Source organism: Acidaminobacterium chupaoyuni, assembly GCF_047936785.1.
Classification (GTDB): domain Bacteria; phylum Bacillota; class Clostridia; order Oscillospirales; family Butyricicoccaceae; genus Acidaminobacterium; species Acidaminobacterium chupaoyuni.
This window is the reverse complement of sequence record NZ_CP176394.1, coordinates 570,892-594,353: the sequence shown is the minus strand read 5'-3', so window position 1 is coordinate 594,353 and position 23,462 is coordinate 570,892. Positions and strand designations below refer to the sequence as shown.

Sequence of the window (23,462 nt, the reverse complement as noted above, 5' to 3'; positions counted from 1 at the left end):
TCGCCGTTCCTTTCCGGATCATTTCGCCGCCAGAGCCTGTTTCAGTTCTTCGGCCGTGGCCGCTGTCAGGGGTTTATTTCTCAGCGCGATCACCTGATTCCCCCGATATTCTTTCTGACCGCGTTTCATGGTGAGGGTGATGGCGGCAGATTTCACATGGCCTTTCGCCGTGTCGCCGGCAAAGCTCACTTCCAGCTGGGTCACATGTTCTGCCAAAAGATCCTGCGCCTGATCGGCTGTCAGGCTTTCATCTCCCTCGCCGTAATAAATGCATTGATCCACACTGTCATATCGAAAAATGCGCTGACGGCGTGTGCCGTCTTCTTGCTCGTGGATAACGGTCAAAGCGTTCCGGTCGGGTTCCCAGCAGATGCCGCCGTTGCAATCGACGATCTGCTCTTTCATCTGGGTCATGGCCAACTGCGATTCCATTTGCAGGCGCAGGGTATAGCTGACCGTGCTGTAGCTTTTTGCGCCGGTGACCATGAACCCCGTCACCGCGATGGCCACCAGCCCCATAATGGCGATGGTCACGATCAGTTCCACCAGGGTGAAACCACCGCGATTGTTTTTCATTCGCTTCATGCCGCTTCCCCCTATTCTTCGATGCGATGATAGCCCGTAGAGGGTGTCAAAGCGATAGTATATTTTTGCACCATCACCGCCCGGCAGGTCTCTTCACCGCTCCAGGTGAAGCCGGGGGTGTTTTTGAGGGGCAGAAAAGCCCCCGTTTTGCGGTCGAAAGCCAAGCAGAGCGGCTGGGAATCGCTGATCTGATATTCCGCGGCGCCGGCCAGAAAAGCGCAGGCCAGCTGCTGGCCGCCCAGCTCTTCTTCTTCGCGCTTTACGCCGTTTTCATAATAAACGGCATAATATTTCCCGTCTGTTTCGGTGATGCTCAAATAAGGGTTTTTCGCGCCGCTGAGGGTGCTGACGCGGCATTGGGAAAGCAGCGAATCGATGGTATGCGCCGCCTGCCGGGCCTTGCGCCCCGAGATCAATGAGATCGAAACAGAGGTGCTGGCCGCCAGAATGCCCAAAATGGCGATCACAACGATCAGTTCCACCAAAGTGAATCCTTTTTTATGTTTCAAGGCGCCCGCCCCTCCTTTCGTTATTTTTGTGTCCAGTTCTTATAACGCACCAGTTCGCCCAGTTTCCAGTTATAAGTGTCTTTGCCGCCCACGGCGTCGGTGGTGTCTTCCACGCCCACATTCAGAAATTCGCTGAACCGGTAATCGGTGCCGCCATGGGTGGCGGCGGAAGCAAACGCCGAAACCACTTCGCGCTCGCTGGCATGCACGGATTGATTCATATCGATCACGCCGCCCGAAACGATGAGGCCGCTGAAATCCCGCTCCACATCCACATCGCCTGTGGCGAGGATCAGCTGCACTTTAGCGGGCGTTTCACTGTCGATGGTATAATTGCCGCGAACGATCAGCGCCACCACATCGCCGCTGCCATCGGTGAATTCCAGCTTCTGGCCTTCCACCGGCAGAACGGTTTTGATCTTTTCTTCGTTGACGATATAATCATAGGGGTTGTCGGCGGTGGTGGCTTCGGGGGTGGAGGTCAGGGTCTTCTTCAGCTGTTGATACATGGTCTCCAGCTGTGAAGCGGGGGTGATGATGCTGTCGCGCGCCACGGCGCTGCGCAGCTCATAGCTGCCCTGATCGTTTTTGGTCAGCGAATAGCCGCTGGTCTGCATGGTGCCCACCGTGGAATTGAGGGTGGTATAGAGGCTGAGATATTCGGTGATCTTATCTTTATTCACCGTGAAATAATCTTTGAAATAAGCGTTGGCGTTTTGCAGCGTGTCGAACTGCATGAAGAAATAAGTGGCTTTCTGGCCGCTGCCCAGCCCAACGATCACGGGCTTCATGGCAACGCCATAGCTTGCCAGCGTTTTCTTTTCTCCGCCGATGCTCCAAAGCTGTTTGGCGCTGTCGATGGCGGGGGAAGGGCTTGGCTGAGAAACGCTTTGCACCACCGGGTTGCGCGTTTCGCCGATCAGATATTCCGTGGGGATCAGATAGGCCCGCTGATCGCTTTTAACGGCCATCGATTGCCCCATCATCACATCGCTGTTGAGCACGCCGTTTTGCCCGTTGACGAAGCTTTGCCCCGCCAGCATCATTTTATCGATGCCGGTCAGATCGAGCTTTGTGTTGCGGCCGTTGACCAAAATGGCGCTGCTTTTTTCGGGATGCACCAGGTCGGCGCCGAAGCCGTAATATTGGCCGCCCAAAACGGCCGCGCTGCCGCTGCCTTCCAGCGCCAGGTCATCGGCCAGATAAGTGCTGCCGCCGAAAGCCACGCTGCCCCCCGTGAGCACATTGACGCGGTTCGCCCAAATGGCGGCGCTGTCGGTCACGGTCATACGGCTTCTGCCCGAAAAGCCTTCGCCTTTCACGGTCATATTCCCGCCGCAGATCAGGCTGCCGCCCGTGACGGTCAGCGAACTGCCGGTGGCATCGATGTTCATGCTGCCCGCATAAGCGCTGCCCTGGATGCTGAGCAGGCTGTTGCCCCGCACCTGTTTGAGTTCTTTTTTGGCCACCACGGCGAATTCGGGCAGGCCCGAAATATTATATTCCGACAGCACATAATAGAAATCGGGCATATCGATGGTCAGATCGGTGGTCACTGTGCCCACAAAGCCGCTTTTCGCGTTGTCGCAGGTGACTTTCACATTTTGAATGACGATCTGCTTATGCGCCGCGTCATAAACGGCGGTGGGGTTTTTTCCCTCTGCCGCGGCAAGGGTCACGCCCTCGGGATGGGTGAGAAACGCCTTCATCACCGCGGTCTGATATTGATAAGAAGAGCCTGTCCAGGTGAAAAGTGCCTGCTCGGCGCTTTTCCAGCCCCAAACTTCCTGGCGGAACTGTTCCTGAAACCTGTCGGTCATATTGGTGGCAAAATCGGGGTCGCTATAGCGCACCAGCACTTTGTTATAAGCCGAAGCGATGGATTCCGTGACCACCTGCTGGATGCCGGCTTCCACCTCTTTCATGGCGTCGGATGCGTCATAGAAGCTTTCTTCGCCCCGGCGCTGTGTCACCTTCACCATAAAGCCGGTGTAAGACATATAAAGCAGCGTCGCGCCCAAAATGGAAACGAACAGCATGGCAACGATCACCAGCACGATGCTGGAACCCTGCCTGCCGCGCAATATTTCAAGCGCTTTTTTCCATTTTTGTTTCATTTGGCGTTCTCCCCTTTTTATCGGGCCGCTGCCCGCGGCAAAAGCTTTGTTTGCGAATAGGTTTTTCTTATTGCAGCAGCGTCGTTTCCGCCACATACAGCGGCGCGGCGTTAAAATCATCTTCATTGCGATACAGCGCGATCTTCACCTGATAAAAACGGTTTTGCGCCGTTTTTGAAACCAGTTCACCGCTGCAGCGATAGCTGTTGCGGCTGAAATCGCCATAATAGATCCAGCTTTTCACGCCGCCCAAAGCGGCGTCTGTGACCAGATGATAGCCCGCGTTGGAAAACAGCTTGGTTTCGTTTTCTTCGGCCACGCCTTCCGAATGACGCAGCTGGATCTCGGCGCGATAGGTGTTTTCTTTGGCGGTCAGTTCGGCTTCTGTCAGCCCCGCGGTCTTTTGCTTCACAAGGAAAAACCGCATGGGGATATCTTCTTTGTTTTCAATAACGATCTGGTCGGTGATGCCCGAGCCATACCACGGGTTATAAAGCAGATAGACAGAAGGCTCGCCGTCGCTGAGGTGATAGCCCTTGGGCATCAGCGCATAAGAAATTTCATCGTGATAAACATCCGAAACGGTTTCCGTGCCGGTGGGTTTGCCGAAATCATCATAAACCGTCCGGCTGTAGGAATAGTTGAAATCATAAAGATAAGTCAGCTTCATATCCATCAGCTCGGGGTTCGAGGCGCGTTTGGAAGCAGCCACCACGATCTTGCGGCTTTTGGCGCCGGGGGTATAGCTGCCGCCGCTTTCCACGGTGGCTTTGTTGATGAAGGCGGCCTGCGCCATGGCGTCGGGGTTGTCTTCATTGTTGGTCGATTGCGAAAAAACCGCATCCATGGCGGTATATTCCGTCAGCTTCACATCGTTGATGGCGGTATAGCCCGCGTCGGCCCTGGCTTCCAGCGAGATCATGGCGCGAAAACCGCTGCCGCCCGCCGAAAGGCCCGTCACACCGATATGGTAGCGATCCTGCCCCAAAACGGGGGCCTGGGCGCGCGCCGTATAAGTTTTCGCCGCGCTGTCATAATCATAATAAGCAGATGTCGCGCCCCCCAAAACAGAGGCGGGGTTGGCCAGAAGGCCCGAAAGATCGGTGGTTTCCAGCGTTTCGGCGATATTCTGGGCGGCCAGCGTGGCGTCGCCCATCCTGCCGCTTTTGGCGGCTGTGCCCGCCGAAGAAACAAAAGTATGCAGAAGCGGCCCCACGATGATGCCCAAAATCACGATGCCGATCAAAAGTTCCACAAGGGTCGCGCCTTTTTTATTGGCCAAAAGCTGTTTTTTCATGGCTGCCGCCTCCTTTCTTCTTTCCTTTCAGCCGATCAGGTGGTTCCAAAGGGATCGGCCACGCCTTTGCTCACATAAGGCAGCGGCTTGGGCGCATAAGGCGCATCCTGCCAGCCGATGTAATATTTCGAAATGCCGAAGCTGCCCGTGAGAAGGCCTGTTTCGGCGTTGAAGCTCACGCTCACGCTATCCAGCGCCGTGTTTTCGGGGCTGGCATAAAAATAATCGATGGCTTCTTTCATCTGGGGATAGGTGATCTCGCCCGCGGCGGTAACGCCTGTGCGATAGGCCGAAACCTGTGTTGTCAGGTCTTCGCCGTTTTGATCCACCACGCAGGAAAACTGGTTGAGCAGCCCGGGTTCATCAAAAGCAACGCTGTCGATATTGAACCCGATCTTCTTTTCCCAATCCATCAGATAAGATAAAAAATCTTCGTTTTCAATTTTGGTGGGGTAACGCTTCAGCTCGTCGTCGATGCCGCTGCGGGCTTCTTTGACGCCCTGTTCATAAGTGGCGAGCTTTTTATAATGCAGCTCCATTTCGGCCAGCTGCGGTTCCATGGTGGCGATCTCTTGTTTCACCGTGTCTGTTTTTTCTTGAAACGGGGTGAAAACACAGAAATATAACAGCAAAAACGATAACAGACCGCCCAGGATCAACAGCAGCTTAATATCTCTTTTCGATACTTTCATAACCGGTTTCCTCCCTTATTTCGCGGTTTTTGCGGGGGTCTCGGTGGTCTGCCCCGTGGTGCCGGTTTCGGTTTTAGCGGCGGTGGTGCCTGTCTGGTTTTTGTTTTCGGCGGCTGTGCCTGTCCGGGCGTTTGCTTCGGTGGTCTGGCCCACATAGGCGGCGCTCAGCGAGAACGAAGCTGTGCGCACCCCCGCATCGTTGGGGGTCTCGGTGATGGTGCCCACCAGAATGCTTTGGATGCTTTCAAACGAGCGCAGCTGCGAAATCACATTGGCCGCTTCTTCCAGCCCGGGAACCGTGATGTTCATCGAAACGCCCTGCGCATCACAGGTGGCCGAAAGGATGAGGATGGAAGAAGGCATTTTGATCTCAAGCTCATCGAAAAAGGCGGTCAGCTGGGCATTGGGGGTTTTGGCATAATCGCCCACCATGGTCAGATCCTGCTGCATCTGCCGGTAGCTGACATAGGTCTGATAGGTTTTTTCGGAATCCGCCAGTTTTTCCATGCGTGCCTGCATGGTTTGTTTTTGGTGCTCGGCCCGCAGATAACCGATCACCGAACCCGCCGATAAGATCACCGCCAGCCCCGCGCAAACGGCGCAGACGATCACGCCGGTCTTGATGGAATTGGGGTCTTTTTTGGCCCTTGCCGCGGCGGCGCGGCGTTTTTGCATCATCTCTGTGGGCACAAGCGCCAGCGGTTCCACCAGCGCGCCGATGCAGGAAATATAAGTAGAGACCGCATCGGCCGAATTGGCCACAAATTCAACGCCCGATACATCATGCAGCAAGATGGTTTCTTTGTTCATCTGCTCGCGCACCATCTTTTGAAGCCCCGCCAGTTTGCAGCAGGTGCCCATGAGAACCACTTTATCCACCGTGGCGTCGGCGTTATTCGATTTGAAGAAATCGGCGCTGCGCACGATGCCGTTGAGCAAACGGGTCAGGCTGTTTTCGCCCTGCCCCTCCCCCAGGATCAGGTTCACGGTGTCTTCGTTTTCACATTTTTTCAGCGCTTCCAGATATTCGTTATCTTCCATTTCGCCCGCGCGCATCACGGCCGAAATCATTTCATCGCCGCCGAAACCGAAGTTGCGCTGCAGCAGCAGAATGCCGCTGCGCATCATGGTGACGATGGTGTTGCTGATGCTCACATCCACATACATCACGGTGTCGTTGCCCGGCATCCCGCGCAGCACCTGATATTGGCTGTTGCCGCAATAATCGATGGCTTCCACGGCCAGACCCGCCTGTTCGGCCAGCCTTAAATAGCCGCCCAGCATGGTTTTCGGCGCGGCGGTCACCAAAACGCGCAGGCCCGCTTCGGGGGAAGTTACTTTTTCAAGCAGGCTGAAAGTGACCTGATAATTGCTCATATCCACGGGGAAATATTCGGAAGCATTGGTTTCGATCACCGATTTGATGAGGTTTTCTTTCATGGGCGGCAAAAACACTTCGCGGCTGGCCACCTTGGAAGAAGAAAGCACAAAGGTGGTGTTTTTCACTTCTGAAGCGCCATGCGCCACAAGGTTTTGCTTTAAATGCTGCCCCAGCAGCTTATCATCCAAGATCTGCCCGTCTGAAACGCTTTGCCCCGGTGTTTGGAACATAAAACTATCGGTGATCTGATAGCTTTTGCCCTTTTTCACCGATTGGCATACTTTCACCAAGCGGTCACCGATCTCGATGCTTAACATTTTTGCGGCCATAGCGATGGTCCCCCTCTTATTCACCGCCAAAAAAGCTTCGGGCGGTGGGCTTGTTTCTGTTTTGCCCGCCCGTTTTCAAGGGCGGATGCCGCGCGGCGGCTTTTGGCGTGATGCCCCCGAAAATTCCGGCGGGCGCCCCGTTTTATGGCAACGCGGCGGGTTCGCCGCGATGTTTTCAATTTTAGTTTGCGGTGGAAGTTTTCTTGTTTTTTGCTGCACCGATGAAAAAACCGCCCCATATGGGGCAACAGAAGCGCGCCGGGGCAACGGCTTTGGCCGTTCCCCGGCGAAGCTTCCTGCGCGATCGTCGGGCTGCGACGCCGCAAGCTATGCCGAGGCGCAGGGCGGCTCAGCAGCTAATCAAGCCCGAAGGCTTAAATTTTGCGGTGGATGTATTTTTCGGTTCGGCCGCGCCGCCACCGCCTCAATTTAGGGGAAATTGAACGGGAGCCGCTTGCCGCGTCGGAACCACCGATTAATGCGAGTTTAAGGATTTTGGGTAATTACTTTGTCCACTCTGTCTTGGTAACTTTTTCTGTATCATATGTAATCACAAATGTTTTGCCCGGGTCACCCTTGGTGTTTTTTACGCGTGCATCATTGAATTTTGCATCGATTTTTCCGGCACCTGTGATATAAGCTACTAAAGTTCCTGTATCTGCTACGGAAGCATCGCTAACTGTAATTTTCCCTGCGGTAATAGCAGTTCCTGCATCTGCCGCATCTGTCAAAGCAATGTTTACTTCAGACAGAAGGCTGTCAGCCATTTGCAGGTCATTTGCTCTACGGGATTTTTCAACATATTTGATATACTGAGGTGCCAGAACAGCGGCCAAAATGGCGATGATCGCGATAACGATGATCAGTTCGACCAGTGTAAAGCCTTTTTTATTCAAACGCTTTTTCATTTGGAATCGTCCTCTCTTTTTTTCTTTCTTTTTCTATCAAACCCGGCCGCTCCCCTAAAACAGCCGCAGGTTTCAATGTTTTGAATGGTGCTTACAGATTATCAAGCCCCTGATACATGGCGCCCATAGGCATGACCACCGCCAGAACGATAGTACCGATGATAACCGCCAGAACAATAATGATCATCGGTTCCAGCGCCGCCATCACCTGGGCTGTAGCGGCTTCCACTTCTTCATCATAATATTGCGCCAGCTTGTTGAGCATTTCTTCCAGCCGGCCCGTTTCTTCGCCGATGTTCATCATGTGATAAACCGTGGGCGGAAAAAGCTTGTTCTGCGCCAGAATTTTCGAAAGCGGTTCGCCCATGGCCACATCGTCTTTCGCTTCCAGCAGCGCCTCTTTGAAATAATAGTTGCTCATGGTGTTGGCGGTGATTTCGATGACATCGATCAGCGGGATGCCCGCCGCCAGCAGGGTGCTCATGGTGCGGCACATCCGCGCCGCCGCGGTTTTCACCGTTAATTTGCCGAAAAGCGGAAGCTTTAAGCCGATGCGCCCGAAAGTGCGCTGGCCCGCTTCGGTTTTGCGGAAATGTTTTAAATAAAACACCAGCCCCGCGATGACGGCCAGAACCAGATACCACCATTTTTGCATGAACCGGCTGGCGCCGATGACCATTTTTGTGATCACGGGCAGATCCACGCCCAGATCCATCAGCATATCTTCGAAAGTGGGGATGACGAAGGTGAGCAACAGCATCACCACCGCAACGGCCACCACGCAAACCACAATGGGATAGATCGATGCTTTTTTCACGGTGCTGCGCAGTTTTTCTTCTTTTTCAAACTGTTCGCCCATGCGCGCAAACGCCACTTCAAGGCTGCCCGAAGCTTCGCCCGCCGCCACCATGGTGATGAACAGCTCGGGGAAGACTTTGGGATAATCGCGCATGGCATCGGCCAGCGAAGAACCCGATTGGATGGCGGTGCGGCATCCCGCCGCCGCCACCGAAAGCATTTTGTTATCGGTCTGTTCCGACATCATATCCAGCGCCGAAGCCACGGGCACGCCCGCGCTTAAAATGCTGGTGATCTGGCGGCAGAAAACCGCCATATCGCGTGGCTTAGGCTTTTTTTCCATAAAACTCAGCTGAACATCTTTTGCCAGCAGCCCCGCTTCATTCAGCGAGATCAGCGTGGCGCCATCCTTTTTCAGCTGGGCGGAAGCCTGACCCATATCGGCCGCTTCCAAGGTGCCTTTCTGCTCTTTGCCCTCGTTATTCAATAACACATATGCGTAAGTAGCCAAAGTATCACTCCTCAGCGGAAAGCCGCCTTTTCTTTTGGGGAAAACCCGCTGCCGCGCGGCGGCGAGGCTTCTCCGGTGACCCGCCGAGCGGGTCAGATCAGCCTTTTCAGAAGCGCCTGACGGTCTTGGGCGAAAGCCAGCGCGTTTTCGCGGCTGATCTCGCCGTGTTCCATCAGTTCCAGCAGAGCGTCATCCATGGTGACCATGCCCTGTTTGCGGTTGGTCTGCATCACGGTGGGGATCTGGAAGGTCTTTCCTTCGCGGATATGGTTGCGCACGGCGCTGTTGGCCAGCATCACTTCGATGGCGGCTTTGCGCCCTTTGCCTGATTTTTTGGGGATGAGCTGCTGCGAAACGACGCATTCCAGAACATCGGCCAGCTGCGCGCGGATCTGCTGCTGCTGATAGGGCGGGAAAACATCGATAATGCGGTCGATGGTGTTGGCCGCGCCCACGGTATGCAGGGTGGAAAACACCAGATGGCCCGTTTCGGCGGCTGTCACCGCCGTGGAGATGGTTTCAAGATCGCGCATTTCGCCAACCAGAATCACATCGGGATCCTGCCTCAGCGCGGCGCGCAGGGCCGAAGCATAATCGCGGGAATCGGTTCCCATTTCGCGCTGGTTGACGATGGATTTTTTGTGGCGGTGAAGATATTCTATGGGGTCTTCCAGCGTGATGATATGGTGTTTATATTTGTTGTTGATGACATTGATTAAAGAAGCCAGCGTGGTGGATTTGCCGCTGCCCGTGGCGCCCGTTACCAAAACAAGCCCGCGCTTTTTATCGCACATGGAAACCACCGATTGCGGAATGCCCAGTTCTTCGGGCGAAGGGATGGTGAGGTTCAGAATGCGCACCGCCATGGCCATGGAACCGCGCTGATAAAACACATTGATGCGGAAGCGCCCCACCTGGGGGGTTGAATAGGCGAAATCCACTTCGCCAAGCTCTTTCAGCGTTGCTTTCTGGTGCGTATCCATAATGCTTTCGGCAACTTCCCGCACATCGTCGGGCATCAGCTTGTTATCGGTAAGCTGAATCAATTCGCCGTTGACACGGGCTGTGGGTTCGATGCCCGCCGTTAAATGCATATCAGAGGCTTTGGCCCCCATTGCAAGATCGATCAATTCACGAAAGGTTTGCATGATAGGATATACGGCCCCCTCCTCAGGGCGGGTCAAAAGCGAATTATTCTTCAAACGAAACTTTCAGCATTTCTTCCACAGTGGTCACGCCCTGCTGCACATAACTGGAAGCGCTCATGCGCAGGGTATGCATCCCTTGGGAAAGCGCCAGCGAGCGGATCTCTTCGGTGGAAGCTTTGTCGGTGATCAGCTGGCGCAGCTCGGGCGTCATTTCCATGATCTCATAAACGCCGATTCGGCCATAAAACCCTGTTTCGCCGCAAAGCGGGCAGCCCACAGGGTCATAAACGGTGATTTCCCGATCCAGCGGCACGCCCATCAGCTTTTTTTCGGTCTCGGTGGCGGGGCGCGGCTTTTTGCATGATTTGCAAAGCTTTCTCACAAGGCGCTGGGCGATGACGCCCACCACGGAATCGGCCAGCAGATAAGATTCCAGCCCCATATCCAAAAGGCGGGTGATGGTGGCCGCCGAGCTGTTGGTATGCAGTGTGCTGACCACCAGATGCCCCGTGATAGAGGCCTGAACGGCGATGGAGGCGGTTTCATAATCGCGGATCTCGCCGATCATGATGATATCGGGGTCTTGACGCAAAATGGCGCGAAGCGCGGTGGCAAAGGTCAGATCGGCCTTGGGGTTCACCTGAACCTGGTTGACCCCCGCGATGTTCGCTTCCACAGGGTCTTCAACGGTGATGATGTTCACGCTTTCGGTGTTGAGCTCTGAAAGCGCGGTGTAAAGCGTGGTGGATTTGCCGCTGCCCGTGGGGCCTGTTACCAGAATGATGCCGTTGGGGTTGGCCAGAATATGGTCGAACCGCTCCAGCTCCCAATCCTGCATGCCCAGATCGCCCTTGCTGCGGGTCAGCGCGGTGGAGGAAGCAAGACGCATGACGATTTTTTCGCCATAGGAAGACGGCAGCACCGAAACACGGATGTCATATTCGCTGCGATCGACGGAAACGGTCATGCGGCCATCCTGCGGCTTGCGTTTTTCTGAAATATCCATGCCGGATAAGATCTTCACGCGGGTGACGATGGCCGGCAGAAGGCTGATATCATAAAGCATTTTTTCGCTGAGCACGCCATCCACGCGATAGCGCACGCGCACCTGTTTTTCAAGCGCGTCGAAATGGATATCACTGGCCCTTTGGCGCACAGCCTGTTCGATGATCGAACGCACCAGCTGCACGATGGGGGCGTTATCCAGCTCGGAAGCTTCTTCCTGCGCCGCGGCGGCCAGCTGCTGCATCTGGGTCTCACGCTCGCGGGTATATTGTTCGGCGGCCGACATGGCTTCGTCGGTTCCGAAATATTTATCGAGCACAGCGTTGATCTCGCCCACGGTGGCGATCTGCGGCTCGATGAGACAGTTGGTAATGATCGAAATATCATCCTGCGCCACCATATCCAGAGGGTCAGACATGGCCAGCAGCAGCGTGTTGGATTGCCCGGGCGCATAGCCCACCGGAAGCACATTATGCTTGCGCAGCACCGAACCGCTGACAAGCCCGATGACTTCGGGTTCGATTTTCACGCCGCGCAGATGGATGCGCGGGATGCCCAGCTGAACTTCCAGCGCGTTTGCGATATCATCATCGGTGGCCGCGCCCAGCTGGATGAGGCAATCGCCCAGATGTTTATGCTGCTTTTTCTGCAATTCGAGAGCGGCGGCCAACTGTTTTTCGTTGATGACGCCACGCAGCACCAGCAGATCGCCCAAACGCATTTTTTTATTTTCAAATTCCACGAATTTCGCACATCCTCTGCTCAAAACCGGCCGCGACCGGTTTTGCTGTTGCAAAGCCGGTTCCGCCGCGGGCAGCCTCTTATTTATACCTAGTTTTATATTAGATAAATCATCTAAATAAGTCAACTGCCTTTGTGGAATTTCGTCGAATTTTTCTGATGTTTTGGATATTTTTTTCATGGTTTCCCCCGAAAAAATCAATGCTGAACGATGGTTCCCAACCGCCGGCTCCCTCTTCGCCCGGTTACATATTTCCCGATTTTATTTTCTTCTTTTTGCTTTTGTGACTGATAAAGGTCTTTATTTCACAACTTTATAGTATATCACCTTTTTTTGCCAAGAGAACTGTCCTATGGTACAGGTTTTGCCTTTTTTTACTTTTTTTTCAAGTTTTTTGCGGCTTTTCACCAAATAGCGCCCGCAAATTGCATTTGCGCCCAAGACCCTTTATAATAGGAAGCATGGTTTCAAAAGAATCTTATCGGAATGGGAAGAGAATATGAAACGACTGGCAATTGGCATTTTGGCCCATGTGGATTCGGGCAAGACAACGCTGGCCGAAGCGATGCTTTATCGCTCGGGCCAGCTGCGCAAAGCGGGGCGGGTAGATCACGGCGATGCGTTCCTCGATTCTTACGCGCTGGAAAAAGAGCGCGGCATCACCATTTTTTCGAAACAGGCGCGCATGACGCTGCCCGGGGCCGAGATCACCCTGCTGGATACCCCCGGCCACGCCGATTTCGGCGCCGAGATGGAACGCACCCTGCAGGCGCTGGATTACGCCATTCTGGTCATCAGCGGAACAGACGGCGTGCAGAGCCACACCGAGACCCTTTGGCAGCTGTTGCGCCGTTATCGCATTCCCACCATTCTTTTCATCAATAAAATGGATCTGCCCGGGCCGGGGCGGCAGGCGCTGATGGAAAATCTGAAAAAGCGCCTTTCCGAAGCCTGTGTGGATTTCGGCGCGGAAAACGCCGAGCTTTGGGAAGCGCTGGCCCTTTGCGATGAAACGCTGATGGCGGGTTATTTAGAGCATGGCGCGCTGACGGCCGACCAGCTGATCACCGCCATTGCGCGGCGGCGGGTCTTCCCCTGTTATTTCGGTTCCGCGCTGAAGATGGAAGGCATCGAAGCGCTTTTGGCCTGTCTGGAAGAAAACACCCGCCAGCCCCAGCCATGGGAACATTTCGCGGCAAAAGTCTTTAAAATCAGCGAGGATGAGCAGGGCGGCCGCCTGACCCATTTGAAGATCACGGGCGGCGTTTTGAAAGTGAAAGAGCTGCTGGCCATGAAAACCGCTTCGGGCGAAGCGCTCAGTGAAAAGGTCGATCAGATCCGCCTGTATTCCGGCGCGAAATTCCAAACCGTGCCCCAGGCCGAAGCGGGCGCCGTCTGCGCCGTGACGGGGCTGAGCCAAACCTATCCGGGGCAGGGGCTGGGGGCCGAAGAAGACACAGGCCTGCCGATGCTGGAACCCGTGTTGACCTATCGCGTTCTGCTGCCCCCGCAGGCGGATGTGCACGCCGCGCTGAAAGCCCTTCGGCGCATGGAGGAAGAAGACCCCGAGCTGCATGTGATGTGGAACGAACAGCTGGGGCAGCTGCATTTGCAGCTGATGGGGCAGATCCAGCTTGAAATTCTGCAAACCCTTCTGGCCGAGCGTTTCGGCTTGCAGGTGGGGTTCGATCAGGGCAGCATTGTTTATAAAGAGACCATCGCCGCGCCGGTGGAAGGCGTGGGCCATTTCGAGCCGCTTCGCCACTATGCCGAAGTGCATCTGCTTTTGGAACCCCTGCCGCGGGGCAGCGGGTTGCAGTTCGCTTCCGCCTGCCGTGAAGACCAGCTGGAAAAAAGCTGGCAGCGGCTGGTTCTGACCCATCTGGAAGAAAAAACGCATCTGGGCGTGCTCACCGGTTCACCCATCACCGATATGAAGATCACGCTGGTGGCGGGGCGCGCCCATGTGAAACACACCGAAGGCGGCGATTTTCGCCAGGCCACCTATCGCGCCCTGCGCCAGGGGCTGCGCCGCGCGCAAAGCATTTTATTGGAACCGTGGTATTCTTTCCGGCTGGAGCTGCCCGCCGAAAATCTGGGCCGCGCCATGAGCGACCTTCAGCGCATGAACGCCAAATTCGGTCAGCCCGCTTTGGATAACGACAGCGCTTTGCTGAAAGGCAGCGCGCCCGTGGCGGCCCTGCGCGATTATGCCGCCGAGGTCATGGGTTACACCCGCGGAAAAGGGCGGCTGTTTTGCTCGTTTCTGGAATATGCGCCCTGCCACACGGCCGAAGAGGTCATCCGCGAGATCGCCTATGATTGCGACGCCGATGTGGAAAACACCGCGGATTCTGTTTTCTGCGCTCATGGGGCGGGCTTCACCGTGAAGTGGGATCAGGTGGAGCGGCAGATGCATCTGCCCGCTTACAGCCCCCCGAAAGAGGCCGAGGCCGAAGAAAGCCTTTCGCCCGATCTTCCCCGCCGCAGCGCCGCCGCTTATTACGCCACTTTGGAAGAAGACGCCGAGCTGATGGCGATTTTCGAGCGAACCTATGGCCCCATCCGCCGCGACAAGCGCAAGGCGTTTGCTTCGCCCAAAGATTCCGCCGAGACCACCGCGGCTCTGCGCGCCGCGCCGCGGCCCACCGGCCCCGAATATCTTCTGGTGGATGGTTACAACATCATCTTCGCATGGGATTCTTTGAACGCTTTGGCCCGCGAAAGCATGGATGTCGCCCGCGAAAAGCTGATAAACATCCTTTGCAACTATCAGGCTTACCGCCGCTGCGAAGTGATTCTGGTGTTTGACGCCTATAAGATCAAAGGCAACCTCGGCAGTGTGGAAAAGGTGCATAACATCAGCGTGGTTTACACCAAAGAAGCCGAAACCGCCGATATGTATATCGAAAAGGTGACCCACGAGCTGGGCCGGCGCAGCCGCGTGCGCGTGGCGACTTCCGATGGCGCGGAACAGCTCATCATCCTCGGCCACGGCGCTCTGCGCGTTTCTGCCCGCGATTTTTTGCAGGAAGTGCAAACCGTAGAAGCCGAGCTGCGCTCCCTCCTTTTTTAAATCAATCTCTCCTTGTGATATTGGTTTCGCGCTCTATTACTTTCTTTTTTAAATCATTCTCTCCTTAGGATATTGGTTTCGCGCTCTATTACTTTTTTTTTAATCAATCTTTCCTTTTTTAAGCCAATCTCTCCTTGTGATATTGGTTTCACGCTCTATTACTTTCTCTCCTTGTGTTATTGGTTTCGCTTCTCCACAGCATTCTTTCCTTTCTTCGCGGGTCTGCTTTTTCATAACAGCTTTCAAACGGGATAAAACCGGCTTTTGGGCGGGTTTTATCCCGTTTTTCTTTTAAAAATCGCAGCCGCGCCGGCTTTAAAAATATTTTTCTTTTTCCTCTTGACACATCTCTATCATTGTAATATCATTTTGATATCAAATTAACGGAGGAATTTTCTATGAATGAGAAAATCCTGAATAACAAAAAGCATGGCATGGCGGCGCTTTTGCTCACCGTTGCCCTTTATCTGCTGGCGGTGGTCGGCTGCATTCTGGGCGGGATGGCGCTGGAGAAAGGCGCTTCGCCCGTATGGCTGATCGTGAGCATCGTCTGGCTGTGCATCGGCTGGTTCCCGCTGCCCGGCCTGAAAGTTCTCAAGCCGCAGGAAGCCTTGGTGCTCACCCTTTTCGGCAATTACATCGGCACTTTGAAGGGCGAGGGTTTTTATTTTGTCAACCCCTTCTGCACCAGTGTGAACCCCGCCGCCAAAACTCATTTAAACCAGAGCGGCGATGTGGATAGCGCCGATCGCGGCAAATCCCTTGTGCTCACCACCGGCGCTTCTGCCCCCCAGATGGTCAACCACAAAATCTCGCTGAAGGTCATGACCCTCAACAACAATCGCCAGAAAATCAACGATTGTCTGGGCAACCCGGTGGAAATCGGCATTGCGGTGATGTGGCGCGTGGTCGATACGGCCAAAGCGGTTTTCACCGTGGATAACTATAAAGAATATCTCTCGCTGCAATGCGACAGCGCGGTGCGCAACATTGTGCGTGTTTATCCCTATGATGTGGCGCCCAATGTAGATACCACCGGCGACGGTGTGGCGGATGAAGGCAGCCTGCGCGGTTCCAGCGAGATCGTGGCGCGGCGCATCCGCGATGAGATCCAGCAGAAAGTGAGCGGGGCCGGCCTTGAGATCATCGAGGCGCGCATCACTTATCTGGCCTATGCCCCCGAGATCGCGGCTGTCATGCTGCAGCGTCAGCAGGCTTCGGCCATCATCGACGCCCGCAAAATGATCGTCGATGGCGCTGTGGGCATGGTGGAAATGGCCCTTGCCCGCTTGAGTGAAAACCAGGTGGTCGAACTGGATGACGAGCGCAAGGCCGCCATGGTTTCCAATCTTCTTGTGGTGCTTTGCGGCAACCGCGACGCCCAGCCGGTGGTCAATTCCGGCAGCCTTTATTAAGCCATGGGTGAAGCCCAGAAAAAGCAGGTTCCCCTGCGCCTTTCCCCCGCCCTTTATGATGCCGTCGCCGCCTGGGCAGAGGATGATTTTCGCTCGGTCAACGGCCAGATCGAGTATCTGCTGACGGAATGTGTGCGCCAGCGCAAGAAAAAAGGCGGCGGCCCGCCCAAGGAACTGGATGTTCCCCCCCGGCTGGATCTGGAATGATTCCGCGCGGCGCAAAGCCCCCGCCAAATAAAACCGCGCCGCCAAACAAAGATATGAAAAAAGGGATGAAGCCTGCCGAAAACGGCGGTGCTTCATCCCTTTTCTATCGGGTAAAAACGCGGGGCGCGATAAGCCGGTTGCGCATTTCATTTGGATATATCCTTGCGGCGGAATCATGCCTGCAAGCCGGAATGCAGGCAATGGTTTTAACCATTCCTTCCACAGGTCTCATGGGCGCCCGCCGCAAAAGCGGAGGCGTGTTGTATCAAAGCCCGGTTTTATTTTTTATCGCGGTTTTTTTCGTGGTTTTCAAAATAGAACCGCACTTTTGTCTGGGGCGTTTCGGGCGTTTCGGGTTTTTCATTCTTTTGCTGCTGTGTTTTTTCGGGTTTTGGCTTTTTATGCCTCGTGTAAAAAACGGCGCTGCCAACAGCCGCCGCAACGGCAAGGATCACCGCGGCAATGATGAGGATCGGCCCCAGCAATTGGCTTTTCACCGCCTGTGTGTGGCTTTCGGCAGGGGTTTTCGTTTCTTCCGCCGCCGCGCCGAACAGATTCAGTTTGGTTTCTTTCAGAGGGTTCTTTTCCATCGAGCGGTCGGTGATGCCCGAAAGCTCCAGCTGCCATCCCGCTTCTTCTTTCAGCCCTTCGGCTTTCAGCAAAACGCCGGTGGCATCGGAAGATTCCACAGTGAGGCTGATTTTTTTGCCTTTCGGGTCGGTCAGCTGATAGTTCGCGGCCTGATCGAGCCCCAGCATCGGTTCGCTGAAGGTCAAACGGATGGTTCCCGCCCCAACATCCGCCGCCTGTTCGGTCAGCGTGGGTGCGATTTCATCGGGGATCCAGTCTTTTGTGGTGATCTGGGTGGTGATGGGCTGTTCGCCCGCGGTTTCCACCGTGAGGGTATGTTCCGCACCATCGGCAAGGTTCGATTCCGCCGAAAGCTCCAGCTGCCACACGCCGCCGATGCGCTCCAGCAGGCCCTTCAGCTTTTGGCCCACATCCGCCGGTGAAAACGGGTAAAGCTCGCCGCCCGAAAGGCGGATAAAGCTGCGGAATGCTTCGGTATCCTGCGCGGAAGCCGTATCGATGGAAAGCGCATAAACCGCCACGCCGCTTTTTTGCAGCAGCTGTTCCAGTTCGCTTTCGCTCATGTCGGCGTCGCCCGTGCTGATGCCGTCGGAAATCACCACGGCGCAGCGGCGCATTTCTTTTTCGGCCGAAGCCGTGTCGATCAAAAGCTTCATGGCGCCATAAAAGCTGGTGTAGCTGTTATCGCCTTTCAGCGCTTCCAGCGCCTTCTGGGCCTCGTCGCGGCCCTCTGTTCCGTTGAGCATCAGCGTCACCTTGTCGCCGAATGAGATCACCGCCAGGCGGTCTTGGGGGCGCAGGGTGGCATAGGTATCCATCACGGCCTTTTTGGCCGCTTCGAAATGCTGCGTGGGGATCGAGCGTGAAATATCCAGCATGAACACATAAAAAACGCCCTCTTCGGAAGGGGTGAGCTTTTCCACCTTCAGCGGCTGGCCATCCAGCGATGCGGTGAAATCTTCAGCCTTCTTTTGCGTCAGAATGCCGTTGTCGTCATGCAGAAACAGGCTGATCTCAGGCATATTGGCACCCGCCTGCTCCACAGAAAGGGCCTTCGCGGGCAGGCCGATGAGCGGCAGCATCAGAAAAAGAAGAAACAGTGACAGAATGCGTTTTTTCATGTTCATCTTCCCTTTTTTATAAACTCAAAACCGTTTTGTCTTTTGGCCGCCGCAAAACCTTTGTTTCGCGGCTATTGCTATCATATCATACTTTTTGCTTTGGTTACAAGATGCGGCGGTTTTTTTCGAAAAATCTCCGTTTTGTTTTTCATCAAAAAACCGCGGGAAACATTTTCCCGCGGTTTCGCCGGCGGCCGTTGCCCGCCTTTTTTCTCGTTAGATCACGCCTGTGGCCTTCAGCAGGATCTGCGCGATGATGGCCGAGCCCAGATAAGTGCCCACAAAGGTCATCAGCGCCACGCAGATGATGGCAAGCCCCTGTTTTTTGAAGCTTTCCATATCCTTGCCGATGGAAATGCCTGCATAGGCCAGAATCGGGGTGCAGAGGGCCAGCGTGCCCACTTTTGAAAATTCGCGCGCGATCCAGCCCGCCACAGGTGAAAACCCGGGGATGCTCAGCAGGATGGTAAGCATGGAAATATATAAGATCTTGGGCAGCTTGATATGGCAATAGCGTTCCAGCAGTTCCTGCACGGCGCAGCCCACCAGAATGATGAGAAACATCGCGCCCAGCGCGGGCAGCGCCGCCCACGGGGCCACGGGGTTCCCCGCTTTCCATGTGGCAATACAGTTGCCGATGGCGCCGATCAACCCGCTGATGATCAAAACTTTAATACGAATCGCCCAGTTTTTCATGTTGCCTCCCCCTTTCGATCAATCGTCATCCGCGTTGCTGTTTTGCAAAACTTCTTTGTAATCCACCTTTTTGGCGGGTTTCTTTTCGTGGCGCAGTTTGCGATAAAGGAAATTGGTCATGGGCAGCGCCACGAACAGGCTCATATAAAGCCCGTCGATGCCTGTCAGCACCTGGCTAGAAGCCGCGTAAGCCGAAATTTCCGAAGCCATATCGGGGAAAGCATCCACCACGGGGCCCAGCGCCGCCGCCATCATGGAAGCCGAGCCTGTGCCCGCCGCCATGCCCAGCGCATAGGGATGGAAACAGCCGATGGCCACGCAGACGGAAGCCATGATGCTGTTGAAAATGGCGCCCAGCAGCGTGCCCGTGATATAGCCGCCCATAACGCCCTGACCTTCGGGGGAATCAAGGCCGTAAATATCGCCGATGATGGCAAGGCTGCCTTCGCGCGAGATCGAGAACGAACAGCCCACCGCCTGACGACCCATTTTGAAAACCAGAACCGCCACCGGCAGCGCGAAAAACACCGTGCAGAGGTTGCCGAGTTCCTGCAGAATCAGCGCGGGGCCTGCTTTTAAAACAGAAGCCAGGTTGGGGCCGATGGTGGCCGCCATGTTCACCGTTAAAAACATCACGCTGATGCCGATATACGGCGAAGCTTCTTCCATGGTTTCGCGCTTGATCTTTTTCAGCGATGCCAGAATGATGCCGATGACCAGCGCATAAAGCATTGGCAGCAGGGTGAAACTGATGATGCCGTATTTCACGGGGAATTTGCCCAATCCTTCGCTGATGAGCACCATCGCCAGACAAAGCGTGTGGATCTTCCAGTCTTTCAGGTTCAGTTCCTTCCAAAATGCGCCCATACGATTTCCTCCCGTTTTCAATTTCTGCTTTTCGGCTTTTTCCCCTTTTTCGCCGGCCGAAACAACAGTTTGTTCTGTTTTTACTATATGAAAGCGGCGGCGAAAAAAGAGCATGAATTTTCAGCATGCCGAAACATTACAAAAAAGCCCGAAACCCAAGGGGTTTCGAGCTTTCAAAATGGGCGGGGCGGTCTTTTTGCGCCGCTTTGCAAACCGTTTCCGGGCGGTTTCAAAGCGAGGGGCCATGGGCTTTGGCGAAGTTACTGCGCCGCCCGGCAGCAGCGGTGAAACGCGGCAAGGCGCTCGGCGCGGTCTTTTGCGCCATAAACGGAAGAACCGGCCACCAGAATATCACAGCCGGCCTGCGCCGCCAGCGGCGCGTTTTCCAGATTGATGCCGCCGTCGATCTCGATTTGGCAGGCAAGGCCGCGGCGCGTGATCTCGGCTTTCAGCGCTTTCACCTTTTCCAGCGATTCGGGCATGAAGCTCTGGCCGCCGAACCCCGGTTCCACCGACATGACCAGCACCATATCGGTTTCTTCCAGATAAGGGAACAGCGCTTCGGCGGGGGTGGCGGGCTTGATGGTCAGCGCCGCCAGCCTGCCGTTTTGGCGGATGGTTTTGAGCATGGCGTGTTTATCGCCTTCGGCTTCCAGATGGATATTCACAAGATCGCTGCCGCAATCGAGGAACACTTGCAGATATTTTTCGGGCTGGGAGATCATCAGATGCACATCCAGAAACCCTTCGGTGGCTTTGCGGATGCAGCGCAGCACCGGCGGGCCGAAGGAAATGTTGGGCACAAAGTGGCCATCCATGATATCCACATGGATCCAATCGGCGCCGCCCTGCAGCACCTCACGGATGTCTTCCCCCAATTTTGAAAAATCTGCCGACAGGATAGACGGAGCAATTTTGACCATATTTCAAGGCCTCCCATAAATTTGAGTTTGTTTTGGGGAAACAGCGGGTCTGCCCCCTTCTCAAAGCGGCGCGCCGGTTGTTTCCTTTTCCATTATACCCGCATATATTCTTAATAGCAACGAAACCATTCCAGCGTGCGGCGCCGTCCTCCGTTTGGCCTTTCAAAACCCCGCGGTCGGTTTTCGCTGCTGTTCCAATAGAAAAGCGGCTGCTCTTTTTTAAAAAAGGGCGGCCGCTTCGTGGTTTAAAACGGAAACACCATATTGAGAAAATAAACCGTGAACGGAATGATGAGCACCGAAAGGATGTTGGAAAGCGCAAGCCCCTGAGCCGCCGCGTGGTCATCGGCCTTATAAAGCCCCGAAAGGATGACCGTTTGGTTCATGGCGGGCATCGCCGCCTGCACGCAAAACACACAGGCCGGCAGCGCGGGCACTTTCAGCCCCAGACAGATCAGCGCGCAGAAAATCGGCGACCAGATCAGGCGGGCGCCCACCGCCACCAGAATGGCTTTGGGGGTCTTGAACACATCCTTGCCCATGCTGGCCAGAAGATAGCCGCAGATCAGCATGGCGATGGGCGAAGTCAGCGCGCCGAAATCGGTCAGCGCCGTCTGGATGAATTTCGGCACGGGAATGCCGATCAGATTCACCGCCGTGCCGCAGATAAACGCGGTGAGCGGCGGGGAAAACACACGCTTGATCTTTTCTTTCAGCGAAATTTCGCCGCCCAGTTCGCCGCCCGCGGCGATCTTCGGCGCCACGAGGATCCAGAACACCAGGGTGTTGGCGATATAATAGGCCGTTACATAAGGCACGCTGATCTCGCCGAAGATCTGCATGCAGATGGGGAACCCCATCAGCATCGTGTTGCACATGGCGAAGATCGAAATGAAAATGCCCTGCAGGGATCGGGGGATCTTCATCAGCTTTGAAACGCCCAAAGCGATGAAATAGCCGCCCAGCTGGGTGATGAAGGGCGCCAAAAGCATGGTTCCCGATTGGGTGATGAATTCCCAGGTCACATTTTTGATGGCGTTTTCAAACAGAAACGCCGGCACGGTATATTTCATGATGAAAGTGTTGAGAAAATGATAATAGTCTTCGGTGAGAAATTTCTTTCTCGTCATAAAGAAGCCCAGCATCATCAGCAGCATCAGGGCGAACACCCCGTTGAATGCGTTTACGATCGACATCTTCGTTCTCTCCATCCCCACCGCCGCGATGTTTGTTAGGGCGATGAACCTTTTTTATTATACAACCTTTTCGGGGGCTTTCCATCGGCAAACTGTCTAAAAAAACCGCCGCCCGCAGAAAAAAGCGAAAAAAGGCAAAAACACGCAGAAAAACCGCAAGATGCGGCAACCGGCGGCAATTGGGCCGAAAAAGCAAAGACCCGCGCCGTTTTTCACGGCGCGGGTCTGGAAATCAAGCTCTTATTTCTTCAGGGCGATGACTTCGATCTCTACTTTTACATCCTTCGGCAGGCGGGCAACTTCCACGCAGGAACGGGCGGGCAGCACATCGCCGGTGAAGAAAGTGGCATACACTTCATTGATCGCGCCAAAATCGTTCATATCCTTAATGAATACGGTGGTCTTGAACACATCTTCCATGGTGCAGCCGGCGGCGGCCAGCACTTCTTTCACATTGGTGAGGGATTGCTTCGTCTGTTCTTTCACGCAATCGGCGACTTTGCCGGTGGCGGGATCAACGGGGATCTGGCCGGAAGTATAGACCATGTTGCCGGCAATAACGCCCTGAGAATAGGGGCCGATAGCGCCGGGTGCTTTTTCCGTTACGATTTTTGTTGCCATAGGAATTACCTCTTTCTTTTTATTGATTGGGCTGCCGGATGGAAGCCGCTGCTTCCGCAGCCTGTTTGCTGCGGATGTTCTGTTCGACCATCATATCCTTTACCTTCATCAGGCGGGAAAGATTGCCGCGCTCGTTTTCATCCAGCTTCATTGTAATATATTTGATCGTTTCCTGCAACTGCGGAATCATCACATATTCCAGCGCGTTGACGCGGCGGCGGGTCTTTTCGATCTCCTGCGCCAGCAGCTTCACGGTTTTTTCCATCTCGGCCAGCCGCAGCAGATCCTGGGTGACCTCTGAAATGCGGCGCACGGAATCATCCAGTTCGCCGCTGGTGGAAAGAAAACCGTAGGGATAGATATCCGATTCGTCATCGGTTTTCGTGATGATCTTATAAAGGGGCACATTCACTGACATGATGTTCCGAAAAGTCATTTCAATGCCGACGCTTTGCTTCGGATACAGGAAAGTCTGCTCTAACATTTCGGGCGACATCACCGCGCCCGCGGCGGCAAACCCCTGATAGGCCTCCATCAGTGAAACTTCCACTTTTTCGCGCAGGTCGCGGCTGATGCGCACGATGTCAAGGAACTGTTTCATCAGCTCATCGCGCTTATCTTTCAGCAGCTTATGGCCGCGGGTGGCTGTTGCCAGCCGCTTTTTCAGGCGTGACAGCTCCATTCGGGTGGGGTTCACATTAAGCCGAGCCATCTGCATTCCTCCTTT

At 54.8% G+C, this 23,462-nt stretch carries 21 protein-coding genes; 3 read left to right on the top strand and 18 right to left on the bottom strand.

Features of this window, described 5'->3' with window-relative positions; all coding sequences use genetic code 11:
• Positions 1 to 18: 18 nt before the first annotated feature.
• The 10 genes from ACJA3I_RS02950 to ACJA3I_RS02905 all read right to left on the bottom strand — a co-directional run bounded on the left by ACJA3I_RS02950 (position 19) and on the right by ACJA3I_RS02905 (position 12,022).
• The gene (locus tag ACJA3I_RS02950) at positions 19 to 585 is read right to left on the bottom strand and encodes a PilW family protein (RefSeq protein ID WP_458863281.1); all 567 of its coding nucleotides are present in this window, start codon (positions 583 to 585) and stop codon (positions 19 to 21) included.
• A gap of 11 nt (positions 586 to 596) precedes the next feature.
• On the bottom strand, positions 597 to 1,094 hold the full coding sequence (locus tag ACJA3I_RS02945; RefSeq protein ID WP_458863280.1) for a pilus assembly FimT family protein: 498 nt from the start codon (positions 1,092 to 1,094) through the stop codon (positions 597 to 599).
• Between the two features lie 20 nt (positions 1,095 to 1,114).
• The gene (locus ACJA3I_RS02940) at positions 1,115 to 3,211 is read right to left on the bottom strand and encodes a hypothetical protein (RefSeq protein ID WP_458863279.1); all 2,097 of its coding nucleotides are present in this window, start codon (positions 3,209 to 3,211) and stop codon (positions 1,115 to 1,117) included.
• Positions 3,212 to 3,278: 67 nt separating this feature from the next.
• On the bottom strand, positions 3,279 to 4,508 hold the full coding sequence (locus ACJA3I_RS02935; RefSeq protein ID WP_458863278.1) for a prepilin-type N-terminal cleavage/methylation domain-containing protein: 1,230 nt from the start codon (positions 4,506 to 4,508) through the stop codon (positions 3,279 to 3,281).
• Between the two features lie 35 nt (positions 4,509 to 4,543).
• The gene (locus ACJA3I_RS02930) at positions 4,544 to 5,200 is read right to left on the bottom strand and encodes a hypothetical protein (protein ID WP_458863277.1); all 657 of its coding nucleotides are present in this window, start codon (positions 5,198 to 5,200) and stop codon (positions 4,544 to 4,546) included.
• A gap of 15 nt (positions 5,201 to 5,215) precedes the next feature.
• Complete coding sequence (gene pilM, locus ACJA3I_RS02925) at positions 5,216 to 6,910, bottom strand: pilus assembly protein PilM (RefSeq protein WP_458863276.1); 1,695 nt, start codon at positions 6,908 to 6,910, stop codon at positions 5,216 to 5,218.
• Between the two features lie 503 nt (positions 6,911 to 7,413).
• Positions 7,414 to 7,818 carry a prepilin-type N-terminal cleavage/methylation domain-containing protein gene (locus ACJA3I_RS02920; protein WP_458863275.1) on the bottom strand — a complete coding sequence of 135 codons (405 nt, stop codon included), beginning with the start codon at positions 7,816 to 7,818 and terminating at the stop codon, positions 7,414 to 7,416.
• Positions 7,819 to 7,909: 91 nt separating this feature from the next.
• The gene (locus tag ACJA3I_RS02915) at positions 7,910 to 9,127 is read right to left on the bottom strand and encodes a type II secretion system F family protein (RefSeq protein ID WP_458863274.1); all 1,218 of its coding nucleotides are present in this window, start codon (positions 9,125 to 9,127) and stop codon (positions 7,910 to 7,912) included.
• Between the two features lie 92 nt (positions 9,128 to 9,219).
• Entirely contained in the window at positions 9,220 to 10,275 is a 1,056-nt protein-coding gene (locus ACJA3I_RS02910) for a type IV pilus twitching motility protein PilT (RefSeq protein WP_458863273.1), read from the bottom strand.
• 43 nt (positions 10,276 to 10,318) lie between these two features.
• On the bottom strand, positions 10,319 to 12,022 hold the full coding sequence (locus ACJA3I_RS02905; protein ID WP_458863272.1) for a GspE/PulE family protein: 1,704 nt from the start codon (positions 12,020 to 12,022) through the stop codon (positions 10,319 to 10,321).
• A gap of 499 nt (positions 12,023 to 12,521) precedes the next feature.
• Between ACJA3I_RS02905 and ACJA3I_RS02900 the strand changes: the two genes are divergently transcribed.
• Positions 12,522 to 15,098 carry an NYN domain-containing protein gene (locus ACJA3I_RS02900; protein ID WP_458863271.1) on the top strand — a complete coding sequence of 859 codons (2,577 nt, stop codon included), beginning with the start codon at positions 12,522 to 12,524 and terminating at the stop codon, positions 15,096 to 15,098.
• A 99-nt stretch (positions 15,099 to 15,197) separates the two neighbouring features.
• Here the strand turns inward: ACJA3I_RS02900 and ACJA3I_RS02895 are convergent, their stop codons facing one another.
• Positions 15,198 to 15,332: a hypothetical protein gene (locus tag ACJA3I_RS02895; protein WP_458863270.1), complete on the bottom strand. Its 135-nt coding sequence runs from the start codon at positions 15,330 to 15,332 to the stop codon at positions 15,198 to 15,200.
• Positions 15,333 to 15,496: 164 nt separating this feature from the next.
• On the opposite strand from ACJA3I_RS02895, the gene ACJA3I_RS02890 reads away from it, so the two are divergent.
• Together ACJA3I_RS02890 and ACJA3I_RS02885 are read left to right on the top strand one after the other, a co-directional pair.
• Positions 15,497 to 16,513: an SPFH domain-containing protein gene (locus ACJA3I_RS02890; RefSeq protein ID WP_458863269.1), complete on the top strand. Its 1,017-nt coding sequence runs from the start codon at positions 15,497 to 15,499 to the stop codon at positions 16,511 to 16,513.
• Between the two features lie 3 nt (positions 16,514 to 16,516).
• Positions 16,517 to 16,720, top strand: coding sequence for a type II toxin-antitoxin system antitoxin (locus tag ACJA3I_RS02885; protein WP_458863268.1), 204 nt, complete (start codon positions 16,517 to 16,519; stop codon positions 16,718 to 16,720).
• Positions 16,721 to 16,998: 278 nt separating this feature from the next.
• Here the strand turns inward: ACJA3I_RS02885 and ACJA3I_RS02880 are convergent, their stop codons facing one another.
• The 7 genes from ACJA3I_RS02880 to ACJA3I_RS02850 form a co-directional block, all read right to left on the bottom strand.
• Positions 16,999 to 18,432, bottom strand: a complete 1,434-nt coding sequence (locus tag ACJA3I_RS02880; RefSeq protein WP_458863267.1) for a VWA domain-containing protein — start codon at positions 18,430 to 18,432, stop codon at positions 16,999 to 17,001.
• A gap of 216 nt (positions 18,433 to 18,648) precedes the next feature.
• The gene (locus ACJA3I_RS02875) at positions 18,649 to 19,128 is read right to left on the bottom strand and encodes a DUF340 domain-containing protein (protein ID WP_458863266.1); all 480 of its coding nucleotides are present in this window, start codon (positions 19,126 to 19,128) and stop codon (positions 18,649 to 18,651) included.
• 18 nt (positions 19,129 to 19,146) lie between these two features.
• Positions 19,147 to 19,995: a DUF3100 domain-containing protein gene (locus tag ACJA3I_RS02870; RefSeq protein ID WP_458863265.1), complete on the bottom strand. Its 849-nt coding sequence runs from the start codon at positions 19,993 to 19,995 to the stop codon at positions 19,147 to 19,149.
• Between the two features lie 260 nt (positions 19,996 to 20,255).
• Positions 20,256 to 20,918 carry a ribulose-phosphate 3-epimerase gene (gene rpe / locus ACJA3I_RS02865; RefSeq protein WP_458863264.1) on the bottom strand — a complete coding sequence of 221 codons (663 nt, stop codon included), beginning with the start codon at positions 20,916 to 20,918 and terminating at the stop codon, positions 20,256 to 20,258.
• A gap of 245 nt (positions 20,919 to 21,163) precedes the next feature.
• Entirely contained in the window at positions 21,164 to 22,114 is a 951-nt protein-coding gene (locus ACJA3I_RS02860; protein WP_458863263.1) for an AEC family transporter, read from the bottom strand.
• A gap of 240 nt (positions 22,115 to 22,354) precedes the next feature.
• The gene (locus tag ACJA3I_RS02855; protein ID WP_458863262.1) at positions 22,355 to 22,735 is read right to left on the bottom strand and encodes a RidA family protein; all 381 of its coding nucleotides are present in this window, start codon (positions 22,733 to 22,735) and stop codon (positions 22,355 to 22,357) included.
• Positions 22,736 to 22,754: 19 nt separating this feature from the next.
• Positions 22,755 to 23,447 carry a V-type ATP synthase subunit D gene (locus ACJA3I_RS02850; RefSeq protein ID WP_458863261.1) on the bottom strand — a complete coding sequence of 231 codons (693 nt, stop codon included), beginning with the start codon at positions 23,445 to 23,447 and terminating at the stop codon, positions 22,755 to 22,757.
• Positions 23,448 to 23,462: the final 15 nt, after the last annotated feature.